The organism is Allobosea sp. 47.2.35 (genome assembly GCF_024655635.1).
Classification (GTDB): domain Bacteria; phylum Pseudomonadota; class Alphaproteobacteria; order Rhizobiales; family Beijerinckiaceae; genus Allobosea.
Genome location: NZ_JANLGI010000016.1, coordinates 30,387 through 49,682, shown reverse-complemented (window position 1 = coordinate 49,682; position 19,296 = coordinate 30,387). Strand labels below are relative to the sequence as shown.

Below are 19,296 nucleotides of genomic sequence, written 5' to 3'. Positions count from 1 at the left end.
CCGCACCACCGCGTGAGGACACCAGCATGAACATGATCCAGAAGCCGTCCGCCGGCCTGCCCATCCCTGCGCCCGCGGACATCCCCGCCTACACCGCCTCCGGCAACGAGCTCTTCCTGTTCGAGAAGGCCTGGGAGCGGCGCCTGCCGCTGCTGCTGAAGGGGCCGACCGGATCGGGCAAGACCCGTTTCGTCGCGCACATGGCCGGCAGGCTCGGCCTGCCGCTCTTCACGGTCTCCTGCCATGACGACCTGTCCGCTGCGGATCTCACCGGCCGCCACCTGCTCAAGGGCGGCGAGACCGTCTGGGTCGACGGCCCCCTGACGCGGGCCGTGCGCGAGGGCGGGCTCTGCTATCTCGACGAGATCGTCGAGGCCCGCAAGGACGTGGCGGTGGTGCTGCATCCGCTCACCGACGACCGGCGCATCCTGCCGCTGGAGCGCACCGGCGAGCTGCTCGCGGCCCCGCCCTCCTTCATGATCGCGGTCTCCTACAACCCCGGCTACCAGAACCTTCTGAAGAACCTGAAGCCCTCGACCCGGCAGCGCTTCGTCTCGATCAGCTTCGACTTCCTGCCGCGCGATCAGGAGATCGCGGTCGTCGCGCAGGAAAGCGGGCTCGACGAGGCCGCGGTCGCGCCGCTGGTCGATCTCGCCCGTCGTCTGCGCACGCTCAAGGGCCAGGACATCGAGGAAGGCGTCTCGACCCGCCTCCTCGTCTATGCCGCAAGCCTGATCGCCGCCGGCCTGCCTCGGCAGGAAGCCGTGATGGCCGCGATCATCGAGCCGCTGACAGACGAACCCGAAGTCCGCGCGGGGCTGGTCGAAATCGCCCGCGCCGTCCTCGCCTAGGAGCGCCGCGATGCTGGACTTCCTGGAAATGGAAGAGACGGTCGGGCGCTTCTGGCACAAGCTGGTCGGCGATACCGCCAGCTTGCCGCATCATCCCGAAGCTGCGGTGGCATTGTCCTCGATCACGTCGACGCTGGCCGTCTGCTTCCGCGGCTTCGGCGGTGAGCCGGGCGTCAGGATCGTTCCGGCACGCGGGCGCGCGGCCACCCACCGGCTGCGGCTGCGTCAGCGCGTCGGCCTCGGCGAGGAGCGGCTGGTCCAGGCGCTCCGCACGCCGGACAGCCTGCAGCTTCCGGCCGAGATCGCCCTCTTCCCGGAGCGCAGCCTCAATCGCGATCTGTATGTCTGGCTCGCTGCCGCCATGTCGGCTGCGCCGCCCGCCCCGGTGGCGCAGGGCGATCCGCTCCGGCGCGACCTTGCCCTGATCGCGGCGGCACGCGCTTTGGTCTCGACCGTTCTCGAAAGCTTCGCCGGCTTGGTCCCTGTCTACCGCCGGCTTGCCGAGGCGACGCTGGCCGGCCGGCACCGCCAGGGCCTGCCCGCGACCGAGGCGAAAGTGGAGGCGCTCATCTGCGCGCTGCTGCGGGGCGACGACGTCGACCTTTCGTCCGCGGCTTGGTCGATGGCTGCGCCGGCCCGCTATCTGCCGGCCCTCGGCGTGCCGCTCTGGCCGTTGGCGAGCGCGGTCGCTCCCGCCCGCACGCGCCGGCGCGACGAGGACCAGCCGCCGCCGGCTTCGACGAGGGCCGAGGAGCAGATGAAGGCCTATACCGCCAGCCGCGACGAGACGGCGGAAGAGTGGCGCGAGCGCAGCCCCTTCATCCTCAACCGCTTCGAGAAGATCCTGGCGATGTCGGAGATGGTCGCGGTCGACCGTCCCTCCGACGACAGCGAGGAACATGACCCGGAAGCCGCCGACGAGCTCGACGAGATGGTCCTGAGCGAGCGCAAGGGCCGCCCGGCTTCGCGCTTCCGCTTCGATCTCGACCTGCCCCCGGAGGCGATGGACGAGACGGCGATCGCCGGCGCCCTGTCCTATCCGGAATGGGATTTCCGCAGCGCCTCCTATCGTGAGGATCATTGCCGCGTGCTTGCCGGTTTGGCCCAGCAGGAGCTGGTGCCGCCGGTGCAGGATGCCGCGACCCGCGCGCTGGTGCGCCAAGTGCGGCGGCAGTTCGAGGCCTTGCGGCCGCTCCGCGAGCCGCAGCGAGGCCAGATCGACGGCCCCGATCTCGACCTCGACGCCGTGGTGCGCCGCCAGGCCGATCTCGCCGCCGGCGGCTCCGGCAGCGACCGCATCCATCTGGCGAGCCGGCCGCAGGCGCACGACCTCGCCGTGACCACGCTGATGGACGTCTCGCTCTCGACCGATTCCTGGTTCGACGATCTGCGCGTGCTCGATGTCGAGAAGCAGGCGCTCACCGTCTTTGCCCATGGCCTGGCCGCCTGCGGCGACCGCCACGAGATCCTCACCTTCACCTCGCGCCGGCGCGACTGGGTGCGGATCGAGACGGTGAAGCGCTTCGACGAAGCGATGGGACCGGCGGTGGAGGCGCGCATCGCCGCCCTGAAGCCCGGCTACTACACGCGCATCGGCACGGCGATCCGCCATGCCGCAGCCGGCCTGAAGGCGAGGCCCGATCGGCGCAAGCTCCTGCTCGTCCTGACCGACGGCAAGCCCAACGACATCGACCATTACGAAGGCCGCTTCGCGATGGAGGATACGCGCATGGCGGTGATCGAGGCGCGGCGCGCCGGCATCTGCGTCTTCGCCGTCACCGTCGACCGGGAATCGCGCGCTTACATCCCGCATCTCTTCGGCCGCAATGGCCACGCCGTGGTCGCCCGGCTCGATCGCCTGCCGGCCGCCCTGCCGGCGATTTACCGCGCGCTGGCCACCTGAGTGCCCGAAGCCAAAAGCAAGCCCTCGTCCTGAGGAGCCGTTTCGCCAGAAATGGCGTCTCGAAGGATGCTCCAGGAGGCTCCGGAACCATCTGGAGCATCCTTCGAGACGCAGCCTTCCGCTGCTCCTCAGGATGAGGGCTCGAACGTCAAGACAAGCGTTGAGGAGAACGCCATGACCGACGCTCAGATGGGTCTCGTCGTCGCCACGCCCGCGATCATCGTGATGGCCCTGCTGCTCTACCGGATGGGCGTGCTCCAGAAAGGCGGCGTCGCCGCCGCCGTCATGATGTCGCTCGCCACCGCCGTCCTGCTCTTCCTCGAACAGTGAGGCCGCCAAAAGCGCGCAGTTTGCGCTTCGGCAAATTGCCGCAGGGAGGGCTCCGTTAGGCTGGAGAGCCGCCCGCATCGGGGCCGCAACCGGAGCCGAACCATGACCATCCAGCCTCTCGAACCGCTCGACGTGCGCACGATTCCGCCGGTCGTGCGCCATGCCACGATCTTCGGCATCCTGGAGCGGCTCTCCCCCGGCGATGCCTTCAGCATCGTCAACGATCACGATCCCGCGCCGCTGCGCCGGCAGATCGACGCGCGTTATCCCGGCGTCTATTCCTGGGGCTACATCGTCCAGGGTCCGGAGATCTGGCAGGTCGAGATCGGCCGCAACGAAGCCGGCAGCGATGAACATGCCGCCGATTGCGGCGGCCATGACGAAGGCCATTCCTGCACCTGCGGTCACTGACCGCTTCGCATCCGGGAGACCGCAGCCATGCCGATGGCATCGCTGTCCCGCTGGACGATGAGCTACTTCGCGGCCGCGCTCGCCTTCCTGCTTGCGGCCGAGGCTCTCGCCGTCGCCGGCATCGGCTATCCCGCCGCCGGCCTCGGGGAGCCCGCGACACTCGTCCTCGTCCACCTCGTGGCTGTCGGCTGGCTCAGCCTCGCCATGGCCGGCGCGCTGCTGCAGTTCGTGCCGGTTCTGGTCTCCCGCCCGCTTGCCTTCCCCCAACTCGCTCTGCCGGTGCTGGCCGCGCTGGCCGCCGGCCTCATCCTGCTCAGCACCGGCTTCGCCACGCTGGCCGGCTGGATCGACGCCCCGCTCGACCTCCTGCCGCTGGGCGGCGCCGCGCTGCTCTCGGGCCTGACCCTGCTCGGCCTGATGCTGGCCGCGACGCTGCTGAACGCGAGGCCCATCGCCTTGTTCGCCCGTTTCGTCCTCGTCGGCCTCGCCTGCCTCGCAGCCACGGCGATGAGCGGCGCGGCCTTCACCACGCTCCTGTCGGGACGCGGTGGCTGGCTCGGCCACGTCGCGTTGCTTCCCGACGGCCTGCCCTTCCACGCCCTGCTCGGCCTGGGCGGCTGGCTCGGCCTGATCGCCTTCGGCGTCAGCTACCGCCTCTTCGTCATGTTCATGATGGCGCCGGAGCCGCCCGCACGCGGGGTGCGCCCGGTGCTGCTGTTGGCCAGCCTGGGGCTCGGCCTCGCCTTCGCGGGCCTCGCCGCCCCCTTCGCCGGCATCGAGCCCGGCGCCACCTGGATCGTAGCGGCGCTCATCATGCTCGTCCTGGCCAGCCTCCTCTACGGCCGGGGCATCCTCGCGCTTTACAGCGCCCGCAGGCGCAAGGCGCTGGAGATCAACATGCTCGCCAGCATTCCCGCCTTTGCGGCGCTCGCGCTTGGATTGGCGCTGCTGCCGGTCGCCGTCGTGGCCCATGCCGGGGACGGCTCGATCGCGGCACTCGTCTTCCTCGTCGTCTTCGGCTGGCTTGGCGGCTTGACGCTGGCGCAGCTCGTGAAGATCGTCTCCTTCATGACCTGGCTCGAAACCTATGCGCCCCGGCTCGGGCGCGGCCCGGCGCCGCGCGTCGGCGATCTCGTCGCCATGCCGCGCACCGGCTGGTGGTTCCTGCTCTACTATGCAGGGGTCGCGTTCGGAACGGCGGCGCTCGCGATGGAGGCGACCGGCGGCTTCCGATCGAGCATGGCGATCGGCCTGGCGGGAACGATCGGCATCGCCGCCGAGCTGGTCCACATCCGCCGCTTGTCGCAGATCAAGGCTGCCGACCGGCCGCCGGCGCATGAACGCCCCAGGCTCTTCGCCGCTCGGGCAGAGGAAAGGAGACCGGACCATGTCCACACCGGAACCATCGCCCATCCGCGAGCTTGACGTCCGCCCGATGCTGCTGGCCGGCGAGGAGCCGTTCCAGGCGATCATGGAGGCCGTCGGCGCGCTGGCGCCGGGCGAGTCCCTGCGCCTCGTCGCGCCCTTCCGGCCGGTGCCGCTGTTCTCGGTGATGGCCAATCGCGGCTTCTCCGCCAGTGACCGCCCGCTCGACGGCGGCGACTGGGAAGTCGTGTTTTCGCCTGTCGCCGAGATGCAGGCCGAGGCCGGGCTCGCCACGGGCAGCAGCCCCTCCGCCATCTTCTGGGGCGACCCCGTCGAGGAGCTCGACCTGATCGATCTCGAACCGCCGGAGCCGATGGTGCGCATCCTTGAAGCACTCGAGGCGCTGCAGCCCGGCGATGTGCTGTTCGCACTGCTCGCCCGCGAGCCGGTCTTCCTCTTTCCGGAACTGGCCAAGCGCCAGCATGAATGGGCCGGCAATTTCGACGCGTCCGGCACGGCCTATCGCCTGCTCGTGCGCCATGGCGGCGGGAGGGCGCACGGATGAGCACCAATCTGGAGCGCCTCGTCGAGATCGCGCTGCGTGACGTGCTCGACCCCGAGATGGGCCGCAGCATCATCGACCTCGGCCTGATCTACGCGATCGCGGCGGCGCCGGACGGTTCGGTCGCGATCACCATGACGACGACCACGCGTGGCTGCCCGCTCACCGGCTTCCTGAAGGAGGCCGTGGCCTTTGCCGCCGGCGCCGTCGAGGGCGTCACGGGCGTCACCGTAACGCTGACCTATGAGCCGGCCTGGGAGCCAGCAATGGTCGCCGCCGAGTGACCTAGTGTCCAGCGGCAATCGTCAGAGATGTTGTGCTGCAACAAAGATCGAATTCGCCAGGCTCCTAAAGTGCTCATGACCGATCCATTGACGGTCATTGGAAGGAGACAAGCCATGGGCGAAGAACTCAAACTGACCCGCCGTAGCATACTGGCGGGGGCGGCAGCCACCGGGGCGATCGTCCAGGCCGCCTCTGCACCGGCGCAGGCCCAGGCCGTGATGACCAAGGCCACCGCCGCCGATATTGCGAAGCTGCCGCGCATCAAGCCGAAGCTGGTCGATCCCCCCTTCGTGCATGCGCATGAGCAGGTCGCGACCGGAGGCCCCAAGGTCGTCGAGTTCACGATGACCATCCGCGAGAAGAAGATCATTCTTGACGACGCCGGAACCGAGACCTTCGCCTTTACCTTCAACGGCACGGTCCCGGGCCCGATGATGGTTGTCCACGAGGGCGACTATGTCGAGCTGACGCTGATCAACGCCGAAACCAACGAGCTGATGCACAACATCGACTTCCATTCGTCGACAGGTGCGCTCGGCGGCGGCGCCCTGACCGAGGTCAACCCCGGCGAGAAGGTCGTGCTGCGCTGGAAAGCCACCCGCCCGGGCGTATTCGTCTACCACTGCGCCCCTCCGGGCATGGTGCCCTGGCACGTTACGGCCGGCATGAACGGCGCCATCACGGTGCTGCCGCGCGACGGACTGAAGGACCATCAGGGCAAGCCGCTGAAGTACGACAAGGCCTATTATGTCGGCGAGCAGGACTTCTACGTGCCGCGCGACGAGAACGGCAAGTTCAAGCGCTATGCCAGCCCTGGCGAAGCGCATGAGGATGTCGCCAAGGCGATGCGCACGCTGACCCCGAGCCATGTCGTCTTCAACGGCAAGGTCGGCGCCCTGACCGGCAAGAACGCGCTCACCGCCAAGGTCGGCGAGACGGTGCTGATCCTGCATTCGCAGGCGAACCGTGACACCCGCCCGCACCTGATCGGTGGCCATGGCGACTATGTCTGGGCGACGGGCAAGTTCCGGAACCCGCCAGAGCGGGACCTCGAGACCTGGTTCATCCCCGGCGGCTGTGCGGGGGCGGCGCTCTACACCTTCCTGCAGCCGGGGATCTACGCCTACGTCAACCACAACCTGATCGAGGCGTTCGAACTCGGTGCCGCCGGCCACTTCAAGGTCGAAGGCGAGTGGAACGACGACCTGATGAAGCAGATCGTGGCCCCGGCCGGCATCTGACTTCTCTCAGCCTCCCCGCGACCAGCGGGGAGGCTCCTTCCCAATAGGGCTTCCGGCCATGGGTACGACGCTCAACACTTCACTGCCGAGACTGACGACTTCCCTCGGCTTCCTGTTCATGGCGGGTGCCGCAGCACTTCTGCTCGCCGGCCCCGCGAACCACGCCGTACCGGCCTTCCCCATGCCCCAAACGGCCATCGTGCCTCCGGCGACGCTGTTGCACCGCGTCGACGGCGAGTACAGCCGCGCGGGCCGCCCGATCGACGCCCCGCGCGTGACCGTCCGGCTCGCGCAGCCGCTCGAGATCATGCGGTATCAGGTAACCGCCGCTGATTTTGCGCGCTGCATCAGCGCCGGGGCCTGTAGGAACCTCGATCATGCGGCGGCTCGCGGAGACCTGCCGGTGACTGGCGTCAGCCATGCCGACGCCATCGACTACGCCAACTGGCTGTCTCGCGAGACAGCCGCCGCCTGGCGTCTGCCGAGCGATGGCGAATGGGCTCAGGCCGCCGGCTCGCGCTTCGTCGACGACGCGCGGGGCCTGGACGGCAGCGAGACCAACCCGGCGCTGCGCTGGCTTGCAGACTACGAACGAGAAGCCAATCGCAAGGCAGCTTCCGACCCGGCCCCCCTGCCGATCGGCAGCTTCGGCGCGAACGAGCACGGCGTCCACGACATCGCCGGCAATGTCTGGGAATGGACGCAGACCTGCTTACGGCGCGTCACGCAGGATGCTGCCGGCCGGACGACCAGCGAGACCACCAATTGCGGGATCTATGTCGTCGAGGGCCAGCATCGCGCCCCGATGAGCTTCTTCATTCGCAACCCGAAGGCGGGCGGCTGCTCGGTGGCGACTCCGCCCGACAATCTCGGCTTCCGGCTGGTCCGCGAGCAGAGCTGGCGCGACCGGCTGCGCAGGCTGCTGCCGGCATGAACGTCGCGTTACGCGAGGGCCTGGATACCACGCAGCCGGAAGCCGGGAGTGGCATCGAGCTCCTGCTCTGGATCCTGATCTGGAGCGAGCTCGCCGTCTTCGGCGCTCTGCTCGGCGCCTTCCTGCTGTTGGGAATGCTCGATCCCGCTGCGCTGGCTGCCGTGCGCGGCGAACTCGACCTTCCGCTCGCGGGCATCGCCACGGCCATACTCGTCTCCAGTGGCTTCTTCGCCGCTCGGGCGGCGTCCGGATGGCAGCCACTAGGCAATCTCATTGCCGCAGCTCTGGGCGGCCTCATATTCTGCGGCCTCAAGATCGTCGCGTTCACCCACGAACTTCCGGCGCTGGCCGCCATGGAAGCACGCCTCGCCGAGCTCTACATGCTCATCGTCGGCTTCCACTTCGCTCATGTCCTGTTCGTCGCCGGCTTGCTGCTGCTCGTCGCCTGGCGACCGACGCCGAGGCATATCGCCGGCGTCGCCACGATCTGGCACCTGATCGACCTCGTCTGGCTCCTGATCCTCCCCGTCGTCTATCTCGGCTGACATGCGTTTTTCTCCTGCCCTGCCCCTCCCGGCCATTCTCATCTGCCTGTTCGTTGCAACGGGGCTGAGCCTGCTCGCAGCCTCCGTCCTGCCCGCCGGGTTTCGGGGCGCGGCCATCGCGGCGCTCAGCCTGACGAAGGCGATACTCGTCGTGCTGGGCTTCATGCAGCTGCAGCGGGAGAACGTGGTGCTGGCCGGCGCCCTGATCGGCTATGCGGCTCTGATATGCCTGTTGGCAGGCGCCAGGATCGCGCTCTCCGGGATATCGTGACGCACTTGAACCCCTGTCGCGATTGCGGTCTTATTCCGCATCCCGTCTGCGTGAAATCAGAATGCGGGCACGTTTGGAACCGCGCACAGGGAAGGCAGCACCGTGGCTTTGGATCGCAGCGTGCTGCGTAGCATCCCGCTTTTCGCGGCCATGAGCGACGCGCAGCTCGACCGCATGACCGCGCAAGCGAGCGCGCGGCGAATTCCCCAGGGCGAGGCGGTCTTCGAGCAGGGCGATCCGGCAAAGGCCTTCTATCTCCTGCTGCATGGCCGGCTCAAGGTGACGCAGGTGACGCGTGATGGTCAGCAGATCATCGTCCGTGTCGTCCACCCCGGGGACCTGTTCGGCTTTACGCGCGCACTCAGCCGCCCCGACTATCCGGGAACCGCGACGGCCGCCGTCGACAGCCTCGTTTCGGCATGGCCGAGCGAATCCTGGGACAGCTTCGTCGAAGACAATCCGCACCTGGCGATGAACGCCATACGGACCATCGGCCAGCGTCTCGACGAGGCCCATACACGCATCCGCGAGATGTCCACCGAGGAAGTCGAGCGCCGCGTGGCCCATGCCGTGCTGCGACTGATCGAGCAGGCCGGGAAACGCGATGTGGCCGGCATGCGCGTTGATTTTCCGATCTCGCGCCGCGACATCGCAGAAATGACCGGAACCACCCTGCATACGGTCTCGCGCATCCTCAGCGCCTGGGAGACGCAGGGACTGGTCGAAGGCGGCCGGCAGAAGCTCGTGGTTTGCGATGCGCCTGCGCTGAAACGGCTCGCCGAGAACGTGAAGTAGCGGGATGATCCGCGTGCCTCACTGCGGCTTGTAGAACTCCACGAAGAAGCGAATGGGGCCGCAAGGCTCGACCTCGTGCAACGAGGCCGGGAATATCTGCGGATGGACGCCCTCTGACAGCAGCAATTCTTCGCCGTTCTGCAGATCGCGGAAGCGCAACGAGCCGGCGAGCACATGCAGCTTGGCCCAGACGCCCGGCTTCGTGGCATGAGCCTTGAGCAGGCCGCCCGGAATGGTGTCTTCGGTAAACTCTGGCGAACGCCGATAAGCGACGAGCCCCTCAGGCCACCGGGGCATCGGCTGCCTCCCAGTCGTAGAGATGGATCAGCTTGGGATCGTCCGCATGATCGATGAGCATGCGGCGGACGCGATCCTGCCAGAGCGCGGCGAAGCTGGAGAGGCCCGCCTCATCGGCCTGCCCGGATACGGCCCGAGGCATGACGGCGGCCATCTCCTCGGCATGCGGCACCGCTCCGGTGTCGATGTCGACAACCACCCCCTGCCCGGTGTCGCGGCGGCGCAGCGCCATGACCCCTTCGATGTCGGCCCCGAACCGAAGCAGGTCACGCCGGGCAAAACGATGCGCCGGGCCGATGCCGTGAAAGCCGCTTTCCGCCGTAGCTCCGGTGAGCAGCGTCACGACTGAGGCCAGAACGCCAGTCGTCCCCTGGTCGCGCTCGTCCCGCATCAGCACCTCGACGCCGCCGCGCTCCGGCAGTTCGTCTTCATAGAGGTAGGAAAGGCCGTTGATGACCATCAGATAGGCGCCTGCGACGGCTGGGCAGGAATGGCCGGCAAGGCGCACCGCATCCTCGTAGCTGTAATCCAGGATGCCATCTTCGCTGGCGCCGAGAAAGGCAGCGAGCGGATCCCTCACCTTGAGGCGCGGAGCCTGCGCAAAAAAGGACGGAAACGTCATCAAGCCACCTCGATCTCAACCGGGCGCACCGCGCCCGAGCATCCGAAAAACTGCTCCAATCTAGCGCAATCTGGCGGCGCGCCTTTTGCGCCGACGCAAGCAGCTGTCGATCGCCGCAGGGCATATGAGGACATCTCAGGCAGCCGGCCGGCCGATGCCGAAACGCTCGGGATCAGCGGCGAGGTCGCGCAGCGAATATCTGTCGAGCTCGGCCAGAAAAACCTCCATCGCCCCGGAGAGGATGCCGCGCCAACGATCCAGGCTCAAAAGCGAACGCCCCTCCGCCTCGCCAAAGCATTCCACGATGGAAAAGGCCGGCTCCGTCACGCGGATGATCGCACCCAGCGAAATCGCCTCCGGCTGCAGCGCCAGCGTCAGCCCGCCCGAACGCCCGCGCACGCCCTTGAGGAAATCGTGCCGCACGAGGAGGTTGGCCACCTTCATCAGATGCGTTCGCGAAATGTCGTATGAGGCCGCTGCTTCTTCGACGGTGACCAAGCGGTCGGGATGAGCCGCCGCGAAGATGAGGAGCCGCAGCGCGTATTCACTGAATTGGGTCAACCGCATTCCAGAATCCGTCTCTCCCTGCCGCGACCCAGTAATCCCCTAGCATTTTGCCGAGGTCGCGGCGTAATATATCCACATCAACATCTTCTTTAATCTAGATTAATTCAAATATAATATCAGAATCAGCAGCGCTTGAGCAGATAATGCACAATCATAGACATGTAACAACATGTCGCACCCCGCAGATCGGAGTTTACAGCTTCCGCCTCCGCACGTAGGAAAAGTGCCATCTGAAATTCCTATTTAAAATACTCCCATGCGGAACGTCAGTTTGAATCGCACCGGCCCCGGCTCTCGCCGGCAGACTCGGTCCCGCCATCAGCGAAGCGAGTCCACAGGACGGACGCCGCCTTCCCTCTTTCGTTCCACTCTTCAGAAGGCGTCGAGATCATGACGACCCGCAATGAACACCTCTGCGTCGCTGCGCGCGCGCCGCGCCGGATCGCCGGTTTCGGTCGGCTGACGCTCGCGACTCTGCTGACGACCGTGTCGACACAGGCGTGCCTCGCTCAGTCAGCCTCCCCCGGCTCGGCGATCGTTCTCGACACGATCGTGGTCGAGGGCGCCGCGGCCGGCGTGCCGGCCTTCGTGCGGGATCGCTTCTTCGCAACCGCCGGGGGCGCGACGCTGCTGACGGCCGAGGACATTCCGCAAAGCGGCAACCTGACGTTGGCCCGGGCCCTGCAGGACGCGCCCGGCGTCGTGGTGCAGGAGTTCTTCGGCGGCAACGACCAGCCACGCATTCAGATCCGTGGCTCCGGCCTGCAGCAGAACCCGGTCGAGCGCGGCATCCTCGTGCTGCGCGACGGGCTGCCGCTCAACCGCGCCGACGGCTCCTACATCGTCGGCCTCGCAAACCCGCTCCAGGCGCAGTCGATCGAGGTCTATCGCGGCCAGACCTCGCATCGGCTCGGCGCCACGGTGCTTGGCGGCGCCCTCAACTTCGTCTCGCCGACCGGCAACAGCGCGCCCGGCACGCAGGTGCAGGTCTCGGGCGGCAGCTTCGGACAGGTCAATCTCTCCGATCAGACCGGCTATCGCGGCGAGGGCGTCGACGCGCTGATCCAGGGCGATTTCAGCCGCCGCGACGGCTACCGCGTCTACAATGAATCGCAACGCGCCAGCGTCAGCGGCAATGTCGGCGTGGCCCTGACCGAAAACATCAAGACCCGCTTCTTCATCGGCTACACCGATCTGAGCTTCGATGTCGCCGGCCCGCTGACCAAGCAGGGGCTGCGCACTGACCCGAAGCAGGTTCATGGCGGCCCCCGCGTGGTCAATGGCATAGCGGTCGACCCCGGCCCCAACGTCCTGCGAGACCGCCCGCGGCGCGAGACGAAGCAGTTCTTCATCGGCAATCGCACGACGGCGGAATTCGGGCCGCATCTCGTCGATCTGGGCCTCGGCTACACCTACACGGACGACATGTTCCGCTTCCCGATTTCCTCGGGCGTCCGGGTCACCAAGGGCGGCGATTTCACCGCCGTCGCGCGCTACGCCTACAAGCCGGACCAGGCTACACCGCTGCCGCTCTTCGAGACGACCGCGCAATACGTCGTCGGCTCGGCGAAGCGCGAGAACTATCTCAACCAGGGCGGGACTACGGGCGCACTGTTCGGCGAGAGCGATCTCGATGCGAGCGCGCTCTCGCTCTATGCCGGCGCCAACATCCCGGTCTGGCAGAGCGTGACGCTCTCGCCGGCCATCTCCTATGCCCATGCGACCCGCGACAACAGCGATACCTATGCCGCCGCGCGCCGCCCGACCAATGCCTATTACCCCGCCTCGCCCTATGCCCTGCTGCCGAACGGCTCGGTTCCCCGGCAGGACTCGAGCTACGGGCGCAGCTATGACGGCTGGAGCCCGAGCCTCGGCCTGAGCTGGCGGCCGAGTACGGACCAGATCGTCTTCGCGGCCTTGTCGAAGAGCTTCGAGCCGCCGACCCATGAGGACCTGCTCGCCACGATCAATGGCACGCCCAACAGCAGCCCAGGCCGCCCCAATCCCGGCGCGCCCATGGCGGCTGCGGCGGTGTTCTCCACGCCCGCGTTGAAGGCGCAGACCGGCACGACGCTGGAAGGCGGCTGGCGCGGCCGACAGGGCGACTATTCCTGGGACGGCGTCGTCTACTATTCGTGGGTCGACAACGAGCTGCTCAGCCTGCGCGACGCGACCGGCGCCTCGCTTGGCGCGATCAATGCTGACAAGACCACGCATTTCGGCGTGGAGCTCGGGCTCGGCGCCAAGATCTTCGAGCAGCTGACCGGACGCCTCGCCTACACCTACCAGGACTTCCGCTTCGACAACGATCCGACGCGCGGCAACAACCGCATCGCCGGCGCGCCGCGCCACCTCATCAACGCCACGCTGCAATACCAGGCGACGCAGGCCTGGATGCTGCAGGCCTCGCTACGTTGGAACCCAGAAAAGACGCCGGTCGACAACATGAACACGCTCTATGCGGACCCCTATGCCTTGGTCGACCTGCGCACCGAATACCGGATCAACGACTGCGTCACTGCCTTCGGCGAAGTCAGCAACGTCTTCGACAAGACCTACGCTTCCTCGACGCTGATCGTCGATCAGGCGCGCTCCGACCAGGCGGCGTTCCTGCCTGGCACCGGCCGCGCCTTCTATGCCGGGCTGAAGGCGCGCTTCTGAAAAAGACATCACGGTCCGCATCGCCGGCTTACGGCGACGCGGCAAGGAGATCAGCATGCTCAACCGCCGCCGCTTCCTGGCTGCCACCGCCACCACCATCGCCGTGCCACATCTCGCGCGCGCCGCCGAGCCGCTCGTGCTCTGGGGCCCGCCGGCGACGCCCGGGCTGCTGCTCGTCGCCGCCGCCAAGGACCCGGCGCTCAAGCCCTTCGCCGACAATGTCGAGGTCAGGATCTGGCGCACGCCGGACGAGATGCGCGCCGGCGTTTCCTCAGGCGGCATGAAGGCGGTGGTGGTGCCGAGCTATGTCGCGGCCAACCTGCACAATCGCGGCCTCGGCATCCGGCTGGCCAATGTCCTCACCCACGGCCTGCTTCAGGTCGTGGCGCCGGCCGGCACGGTCAGCACATTGGCCGATCTCAAGGGCAAGCGGGTCGTCGTGCCGTTCAAGAACGACATGCCCGATTTCCTGTTCCGCCGCGTGCTCGCTGCGCAGGGCCTGAGGCCGGAGGAGCTGAACATCGATTATTCCGGCACGCCGCCAGAAGCGGTCCAGCTCCTGCTCGGCGGCCGCGCCGACGCCGCCCTGCTGTCCGAGCCCGCGACCTCGGGCGCGATCATGCTGTCGGGGATGCGCGCCAAGCCGCTCGAGCGCGCAGTCGACCTGCGCAAGCTCTGGGCCGAGGCGACCGGGCGCCCCAACCTGCCGCAGGCTGGGTTGGCCGTCACCGACGCGCTGACGAAGCAGATTGGCACCGAGGGCATCGCCGCACTCCAGCGCGCGATCGAAAACGCGCTCGGCACGGTCGCCACCGATCCGACAGCCGTCGCCAACGAGGCTGCGACCTTGTTCCAGCTGCCCTCGCCCGTGCTGACCCGCGCCGCGCCGGTGAGCAACCTCGCCGCGCAGCCCGCCTCCGCGGCCCGTCCGGACCTGGAAGCGCTGTTCACCGCGCTCGCCGCGGACGATCCGCGGATCATCGGCGGCAAGCTGCCGGGCGACGCCTTCTACGCCTTGTGACGCGATGCATCACGGGCTCGCCTTCCTGGGCTGGGCCGGCCGCTATCTCTGGTCCGGCTGGGCCGGGGCGGCCGGGCTGTTCTGCATCGCCGCCGCCTGGCAGGCGGGGCATGAGCTCTATGGCTCCTTCATCCTGCCAGCGCCGCTGGAGACCGCGCGTGAGGTCGTCAGGCTGGCGCAGGACGAAGCCTTTCGCCATGCGGCGCGCCAAACGGCCGAGCGCGCCGGACTGGGCTTCGCGCTCTCCGTGCTGATCGGCACGGCCGCCGGAATCGCGGCGGGCTACTCCTTCGCGGCGATGCGGCTGATGCGCCCGGTCGTGACCGTCATCCTTGGCGTGCCGCCGATTGCCTGGATCGTGCTGGCACTGATCTGGTTCGGTGCCGGCGGCGGCACCGCCGTCATGACCGTGGTCGTGGCCTCGCTGCCGATCTCCTTCGCCGGCGGGCTCGAAGGCGTCGCCACGCGCGACCGGGGGCTCGACGCCATGGCGCGTTCTTTCCGCGCCGGCCCCCTCATGCGGTTGCGGACCGTCACCGCCCCCCACATGGTCTCCTATCTCTTCCCGGCCTGGACGACGACAGCGGGCTCGGCCTGGAAGGTCACTGTGATGGCGGAGCTCCTATCGAACGCGGGCGGCCTCGGCGGCGACCTCGCCAGTGCACGTGCGCTGTTCGACATAGCGCGCGTCACCGCGATCGTGCTCGTCGTCGTCGGCTTTGCGCTGTTCTCCGAATACGCGCTGCTCCAGCCCGTCCGCGACCGGCTGGAACAATGGCGCGAGGCCGGCCGGCCCTGGGGCGTGAAGCGATGAGGCTGGAACTCGACCGCATCGGCCACGCCTTTCTTGGCAGGCCGGTTTTCGAGGATCTGACGCTCGACCTCCACGAAGGCGAGGTCGTCGCGCTGGTCGGCCCCTCCGGCTGCGGCAAGACCACCGTTCTGCAGATCGCAGCCGGGCTGATCGAACCGTTGCGCGGACGCGTGCGCCGGCACTACCGGCGACACGCCGTCGTGTTCCAGGAGCCGCGTCTGCTGCCCTGGCTGACGGCGCGCGACAACATCGCCTATGGGCTTGCCGCGCGCGGGATGGGCAGGGCCGAACGCCGGGCGCTTGCCGAGCAGCGCGCAGCCGAGGTGGGCCTGCTGGAGCGGGATCTCGACAAGTACCCGGCGGAGCTTTCCGGCGGCATGCGCCAGCGGACGGCCGTCGCTCGTGCTCTCGCGACCGACCCCGAGATCGTCTATTTCGACGAGCCCTTCACGGCGGTCGATGTCGGCTTACAGCGTGTCCTGCAGGACCTGATTATTGCGGCCTCCGCCCGGGAGAAGTTCTCCGCGCTCTTCGTCACGCACGATCTCGCCGAGGCGGTCAGGCTCGCCCATCGCATCGTCGTGTCCGGCCGGCAGGACGGCATCGTCGCGGAGCGCACGCTCTACGGCGTGCCCGGCCAACGCGACGACCGCGCGGTGTTCGAGACCGTGCAGACCTGGATGCAGGACCCCTCCTTCGCGGACCTGTTCGATGGCGACAGGCAGTGACATGACCCGACATTCACCGGACCACCCGCTGCTCGCGGAAGCGCTGAAGCTGTTCTTTCCCGTGGCAGCGGCCCATGCGGTGCTGCTGCCGCTGATCTGGGTGACGGTCTTCGCCTTCGATCTGCCCTTCACCCGGCAGGTGCCGGCCGGGCAGTGGCACGCCCACGAGATGATCTTCGGGACCTATGGCGCTGCGCTCGCCGGCTTTCTCGGCTCGGCCATGCCGGAATGGACCGATACGAAGCCGCGCCGCGGACGCGCGCTCCTGCTCCTGCTGGCCCTCTGGCTGCCCGGCCGATTGATCGGCTTCCTCGGCGCCGATGCCCTGATCATCCCGGCGGCGCTGACCGACCTCGCCTTCCTTGCCGTGCTGCTCGTCTATGTCACCCGGCCGTTGATCGACCGGCGCACCACCCGCCACGGCTCCTTCGCCGTCTGGATCATGCTGTTCGCGCTGCTGGAACTCTCGATCCGCGTGGCCTGGATTCTGGGGGAGACGGCCTTGTCCGGGCGGCTGCTGCAGGCCGCGCTCGCCGTCTTCCTGGTCTTTCTCTCGCTGGCCATCGCCCGCATCAACGTCGTGGTCGTCAACCATGCGCTGGATCCCAGCGGCGAGACGACGCCCTACCGGCCCCATCCCGGTCGCCAGAACCTGACCGCCGGGCTCGTGGGGCTCCAGCTCATCGCCGGACTCGTCGCGCCGGACTCCGCCGTGCCCGCCTGGCTTGCGCTCGCCGCGGCAGCCGCCTTCTTCGACAGGCTGGCGGAGTGGTTCATCGGCCGTGCCGTTCTGCGCATGGAAGTGCTTGCGCTCGCAGCGGCGAACGCCTGCGGCGGCCTCGGCTTTCTGGTGCTGGGGCTGGCCGGCCTCGGCGCCCCGGTCGCCCCGGCAACCGGACTGCATCTGCTGTCCGTCGGGGCGCTCGGGCTGGCGGTGATGGCAGTCTTCGTGATCGCGGGCCTGCGCCATAGCGGACGCGACCTCGTGCTGCCGCCGGCGGCCAAGCTGGCGCTGACGCTGATGGCTGCCGCGACCGTGATGCGCGTTCTGCCCGAGCTCGGCGTGGGCTCCAGCCTGCTCGGTCTGCACTATGCGCTCGCAGCCGGGCTCTGGTCGGCGTCCTTCGCCACATGGCTCATCGGCTTTTGGCCGATCCTGAACAACCCGCAGCGCGATGAAGGCGGCTGCGGCTAGATCATCGGACCGAATGTCGTATCCGGTCCGATGATCTGGCTCTTTGCATCGGCATTTGCCGAAAGCCGCGGTCGACTTTTCGGGCCGATGCTCCAATCAGGCCCGCTGGGCGGCGGCGGGAGCCTTCGGCGCGACACGCACGCCGGTCAGGACCGGCCAGTAGGCCACAGCGAAGACGAGGAAGGCCAGAGACCAGCCCAGCCCTGCGACATGCAGCAGCGCGACCGGGCCATGGCCGAATGCCGAGCAGATCCGCGCCACCGTGCCGATGACGACGAGCGCATAGCAGAGCTGGGTCGCCGCCGTGGCGGTCAGAGCGCGGCCGGTATGCCCGAGGCTGGCGCGCGACATCACAGCGAGCGTCATCGTCCCGAAGGCGCCGGCGGTCCAGGCATGGGTGCCGGCAGCGGGAGCGATGAAGCCGAGGCTCGACAGGGCCGTCAGAGCGAAGCCGATCGGCACGAAAAGGTAGGCGACATGCAGGACGACGAGCAGAGGATTGCGCCAAGTCCGGTCGCCGGCCCAGCGCGCGAGCCTGAAGAGGTGGAGGCCTGCGGCAATCATCAGCACGACGCCGGTCGTGACCGTGTCCGGCGCCGCGATCCAGCAGATGAGCGCCACGGCGCTGCCGGCGAGCACGGCCTTGTCATAGGTGCCGAAGGGGGCCGGCAGCCGCCCCTCTCCGCGCTGCGCCAGCCAATTGCGCGTGAAGCTCGGCACGATCCGTCCGGCGATGAGCATGACCAGCATCAGGACGGCGGCGATCGCGAAACGGCGGGAGACGCCGGCGCCTCCGGTCAACCCCGCTTCGAGATGGAAGGCGAGATTCGCCGCCAGCAGAAGCACGATCAGCACCACGACCTTGAGGTTGCGCCAGTTGCGCCCCGCTACGATCTCGCGGGCAGCGGCGGCGGCGAGCAGCAGCAGGAACAGCGCATCGATCGCCATCGCCAGGCGCCAGCCGATCAGGGCCGAGGCCGAGACGGCGAGACGCCCGGCGAGCCATGCCAGCACGAGGACCAGAAGCGGCCGGCCCAGCACCGGCAAGCGCCCGGTCCAGTTCGGGATGGCCGTCAGCAGGAAGCCGCCGATCGCGGCCGCCTGATAGCCGAAGAGCATTTCGTGGACATGCCAGTCCACCGGCGCGAAGGCGGTGGGCACGGCGAGATGGCCGGTGACGAAAGGCAGCCAGACCAGCATCGTCAGGCCGGCCTGCAAGGCGGCCAGGAGGAAGAACGGCCGAAAGCCGTAAGACAGAAAAGCGGGCCCGTCATAGGCCCGCAGTCGCGGTATGGGTGCCATGGGCTCCCTCCTTCCCGCGGCCGCGAGAGATCCGGCCGCGCCCGAGTATCGGGTTTCGAGCTACTGCGCCTTGGCGACCTGATTCGCCTTGGCGACCAGATCGGCGAAGACCTGCTTGGCCTTGCCGGGGTGCTTGGCGGCAGCGGCGGCATCCAGGTTGGTCGGCTCGCCGACCACGACCAGCGCGACCATGCCCATGCCGTAATGCGGCTTGCACTTGATGCCGTAGACGCCAGCCTCCTTGAAAGTGACGTCGACCTGCTCGTTCATCTTGCCCAGGAAGGGCTCAGCGCCGGCCGGCATCATCTCGGGAATGCTCTCGGCATTATGGCTCTTGTCGGTGGGAACGAACTTCACGGTGTCGCCCGGCGCGATCTTCACCAGTGCGGGCTCGAACACCATGGCGCCGGCGGCACCCTTGTTGAGCATCTTGACTTCGACCTCGGCGGCATTCGCGCCAGCGATCGCCAGAGCCATCATCGCGCCGGTTAGAACAGTCCTGAACATCTGACTTCTCCATCACCGCAGCGAACTCATCGGTTTCTCGCTGCACCGCAACACTAACGGGAGCGGGCCGATCGCAATTTGCGATAGCG

At 68.0% G+C, this 19,296-nt stretch carries 22 protein-coding genes; 17 read left to right on the top strand and 5 right to left on the bottom strand.

Going from position 1 to position 19,296, the window contains the following annotated elements:
* The first annotated feature begins 32 nt into the window (after positions 1-32).
* The 12 genes from NUV79_RS18705 to NUV79_RS18650 all read left to right on the top strand — a co-directional run bounded on the left by NUV79_RS18705 (position 33) and on the right by NUV79_RS18650 (position 9,493).
* A complete protein-coding gene (locus NUV79_RS18705; RefSeq protein ID WP_374679298.1) occupies positions 33-851 on the top strand; it encodes a CbbQ/NirQ/NorQ/GpvN family protein in 819 nt (272 codons plus the stop codon).
* Positions 852-861: 10 nt separating this feature from the next.
* Entirely contained in the window at positions 862-2,754 is a 1,893-nt protein-coding gene (locus NUV79_RS18700; RefSeq protein ID WP_257734588.1) for a nitric oxide reductase activation protein NorD, read from the top strand.
* Between the two features lie 174 nt (positions 2,755-2,928).
* Positions 2,929-3,084, top strand: a complete 156-nt coding sequence (locus tag NUV79_RS18695) for a hypothetical protein (RefSeq protein WP_257734587.1) — start codon at positions 2,929-2,931, stop codon at positions 3,082-3,084.
* 102 nt (positions 3,085-3,186) lie between these two features.
* Positions 3,187-3,495, top strand: coding sequence for a DUF2249 domain-containing protein (locus NUV79_RS18690; RefSeq protein WP_257734586.1), 309 nt, complete (start codon positions 3,187-3,189; stop codon positions 3,493-3,495).
* Between the two features lie 27 nt (positions 3,496-3,522).
* Positions 3,523-4,920: a hypothetical protein gene (locus NUV79_RS18685; RefSeq protein ID WP_257734585.1), complete on the top strand. Its 1,398-nt coding sequence runs from the start codon at positions 3,523-3,525 to the stop codon at positions 4,918-4,920.
* The gene (locus tag NUV79_RS18680) at positions 4,883-5,425 is read left to right on the top strand and encodes a DUF2249 domain-containing protein (RefSeq protein ID WP_173048803.1); all 543 of its coding nucleotides are present in this window, start codon (positions 4,883-4,885) and stop codon (positions 5,423-5,425) included. The genes NUV79_RS18685 and NUV79_RS18680 overlap by 38 nt, the downstream gene beginning before the upstream one ends.
* Positions 5,422-5,706: a metal-sulfur cluster assembly factor gene (locus NUV79_RS18675; RefSeq protein WP_173048805.1), complete on the top strand. Its 285-nt coding sequence runs from the start codon at positions 5,422-5,424 to the stop codon at positions 5,704-5,706. The genes NUV79_RS18680 and NUV79_RS18675 overlap by 4 nt, the downstream gene beginning before the upstream one ends.
* Positions 5,707-5,820: 114 nt before the next feature.
* Positions 5,821-6,948, top strand: a complete 1,128-nt coding sequence (gene nirK / locus NUV79_RS18670) for a copper-containing nitrite reductase (protein WP_173048807.1) — start codon at positions 5,821-5,823, stop codon at positions 6,946-6,948.
* A gap of 58 nt (positions 6,949-7,006) precedes the next feature.
* The gene (locus NUV79_RS18665; protein ID WP_257734584.1) at positions 7,007-7,882 is read left to right on the top strand and encodes a formylglycine-generating enzyme family protein; all 876 of its coding nucleotides are present in this window, start codon (positions 7,007-7,009) and stop codon (positions 7,880-7,882) included.
* Positions 7,879-8,427 carry a cytochrome c oxidase subunit 3 family protein gene (locus NUV79_RS18660; protein ID WP_173048811.1) on the top strand — a complete coding sequence of 183 codons (549 nt, stop codon included), beginning with the start codon at positions 7,879-7,881 and terminating at the stop codon, positions 8,425-8,427. Before NUV79_RS18665 ends, NUV79_RS18660 begins: the two co-directional genes overlap by 4 nt.
* Before the next feature lies 1 nt (position 8,428).
* Positions 8,429-8,698: a hypothetical protein gene (locus NUV79_RS18655; protein ID WP_173048814.1), complete on the top strand. Its 270-nt coding sequence runs from the start codon at positions 8,429-8,431 to the stop codon at positions 8,696-8,698.
* Between the two features lie 102 nt (positions 8,699-8,800).
* The gene (locus NUV79_RS18650; RefSeq protein ID WP_244639020.1) at positions 8,801-9,493 is read left to right on the top strand and encodes a Crp/Fnr family transcriptional regulator; all 693 of its coding nucleotides are present in this window, start codon (positions 8,801-8,803) and stop codon (positions 9,491-9,493) included.
* Between the two features lie 18 nt (positions 9,494-9,511).
* On the opposite strand, the gene NUV79_RS18645 is transcribed toward NUV79_RS18650, so the two are convergent.
* The 3 genes from NUV79_RS18645 to NUV79_RS18635 form a co-directional block, all read right to left on the bottom strand.
* Entirely contained in the window at positions 9,512-9,790 is a 279-nt protein-coding gene (locus NUV79_RS18645; RefSeq protein ID WP_173048818.1) for a TehB family protein, read from the bottom strand.
* Positions 9,774-10,412, bottom strand: a complete 639-nt coding sequence (locus tag NUV79_RS18640; RefSeq protein WP_173048820.1) for a hypothetical protein — start codon at positions 10,410-10,412, stop codon at positions 9,774-9,776. The genes NUV79_RS18645 and NUV79_RS18640 overlap by 17 nt, the downstream gene beginning before the upstream one ends.
* Before the next feature lie 135 nt (positions 10,413-10,547).
* Complete coding sequence (locus NUV79_RS18635) at positions 10,548-10,979, bottom strand: RrF2 family transcriptional regulator (protein ID WP_173048822.1); 432 nt, start codon at positions 10,977-10,979, stop codon at positions 10,548-10,550.
* 390 nt (positions 10,980-11,369) lie between these two features.
* Between NUV79_RS18635 and NUV79_RS18630 the strand changes: the two genes are divergently transcribed.
* Genes NUV79_RS18630 through NUV79_RS18610 form a run of 5 tightly spaced genes read left to right on the top strand, consistent with a single transcriptional unit; the run spans position 11,370 to position 17,398 of the window.
* The gene (locus tag NUV79_RS18630) at positions 11,370-13,640 is read left to right on the top strand and encodes a TonB-dependent receptor family protein (RefSeq protein WP_257734583.1); all 2,271 of its coding nucleotides are present in this window, start codon (positions 11,370-11,372) and stop codon (positions 13,638-13,640) included.
* A 55-nt stretch (positions 13,641-13,695) separates the two neighbouring features.
* Positions 13,696-14,661 (top strand): ABC transporter substrate-binding protein, encoded by a 966-nt coding sequence (locus tag NUV79_RS18625; protein WP_173048826.1) that lies wholly within the window; start codon positions 13,696-13,698, stop codon positions 14,659-14,661.
* A 4-nt stretch (positions 14,662-14,665) separates the two neighbouring features.
* A complete protein-coding gene (locus NUV79_RS18620; protein ID WP_173048828.1) occupies positions 14,666-15,475 on the top strand; it encodes an ABC transporter permease in 810 nt (269 codons plus the stop codon).
* Positions 15,472-16,203, top strand: coding sequence for an ABC transporter ATP-binding protein (locus tag NUV79_RS18615; protein ID WP_257734582.1), 732 nt, complete (start codon positions 15,472-15,474; stop codon positions 16,201-16,203). The genes NUV79_RS18620 and NUV79_RS18615 overlap by 4 nt, the downstream gene beginning before the upstream one ends.
* A 1-nt stretch (position 16,204) precedes the next feature.
* Positions 16,205-17,398 (top strand): NnrS family protein, encoded by a 1,194-nt coding sequence (locus NUV79_RS18610; protein ID WP_173048833.1) that lies wholly within the window; start codon positions 16,205-16,207, stop codon positions 17,396-17,398.
* A gap of 96 nt (positions 17,399-17,494) precedes the next feature.
* Here NUV79_RS18610 and NUV79_RS18605 read toward each other — a convergent pair whose 3' ends face one another.
* Together NUV79_RS18605 and NUV79_RS18600 are read right to left on the bottom strand one after the other, a co-directional pair.
* Positions 17,495-18,700: an NnrS family protein gene (locus NUV79_RS18605; RefSeq protein ID WP_173048835.1), complete on the bottom strand. Its 1,206-nt coding sequence runs from the start codon at positions 18,698-18,700 to the stop codon at positions 17,495-17,497.
* Between the two features lie 60 nt (positions 18,701-18,760).
* Positions 18,761-19,207 (bottom strand): pseudoazurin, encoded by a 447-nt coding sequence (locus NUV79_RS18600; RefSeq protein WP_173048837.1) that lies wholly within the window; start codon positions 19,205-19,207, stop codon positions 18,761-18,763.
* Between the last annotated feature and the right edge of the window lie 89 nt (positions 19,208-19,296).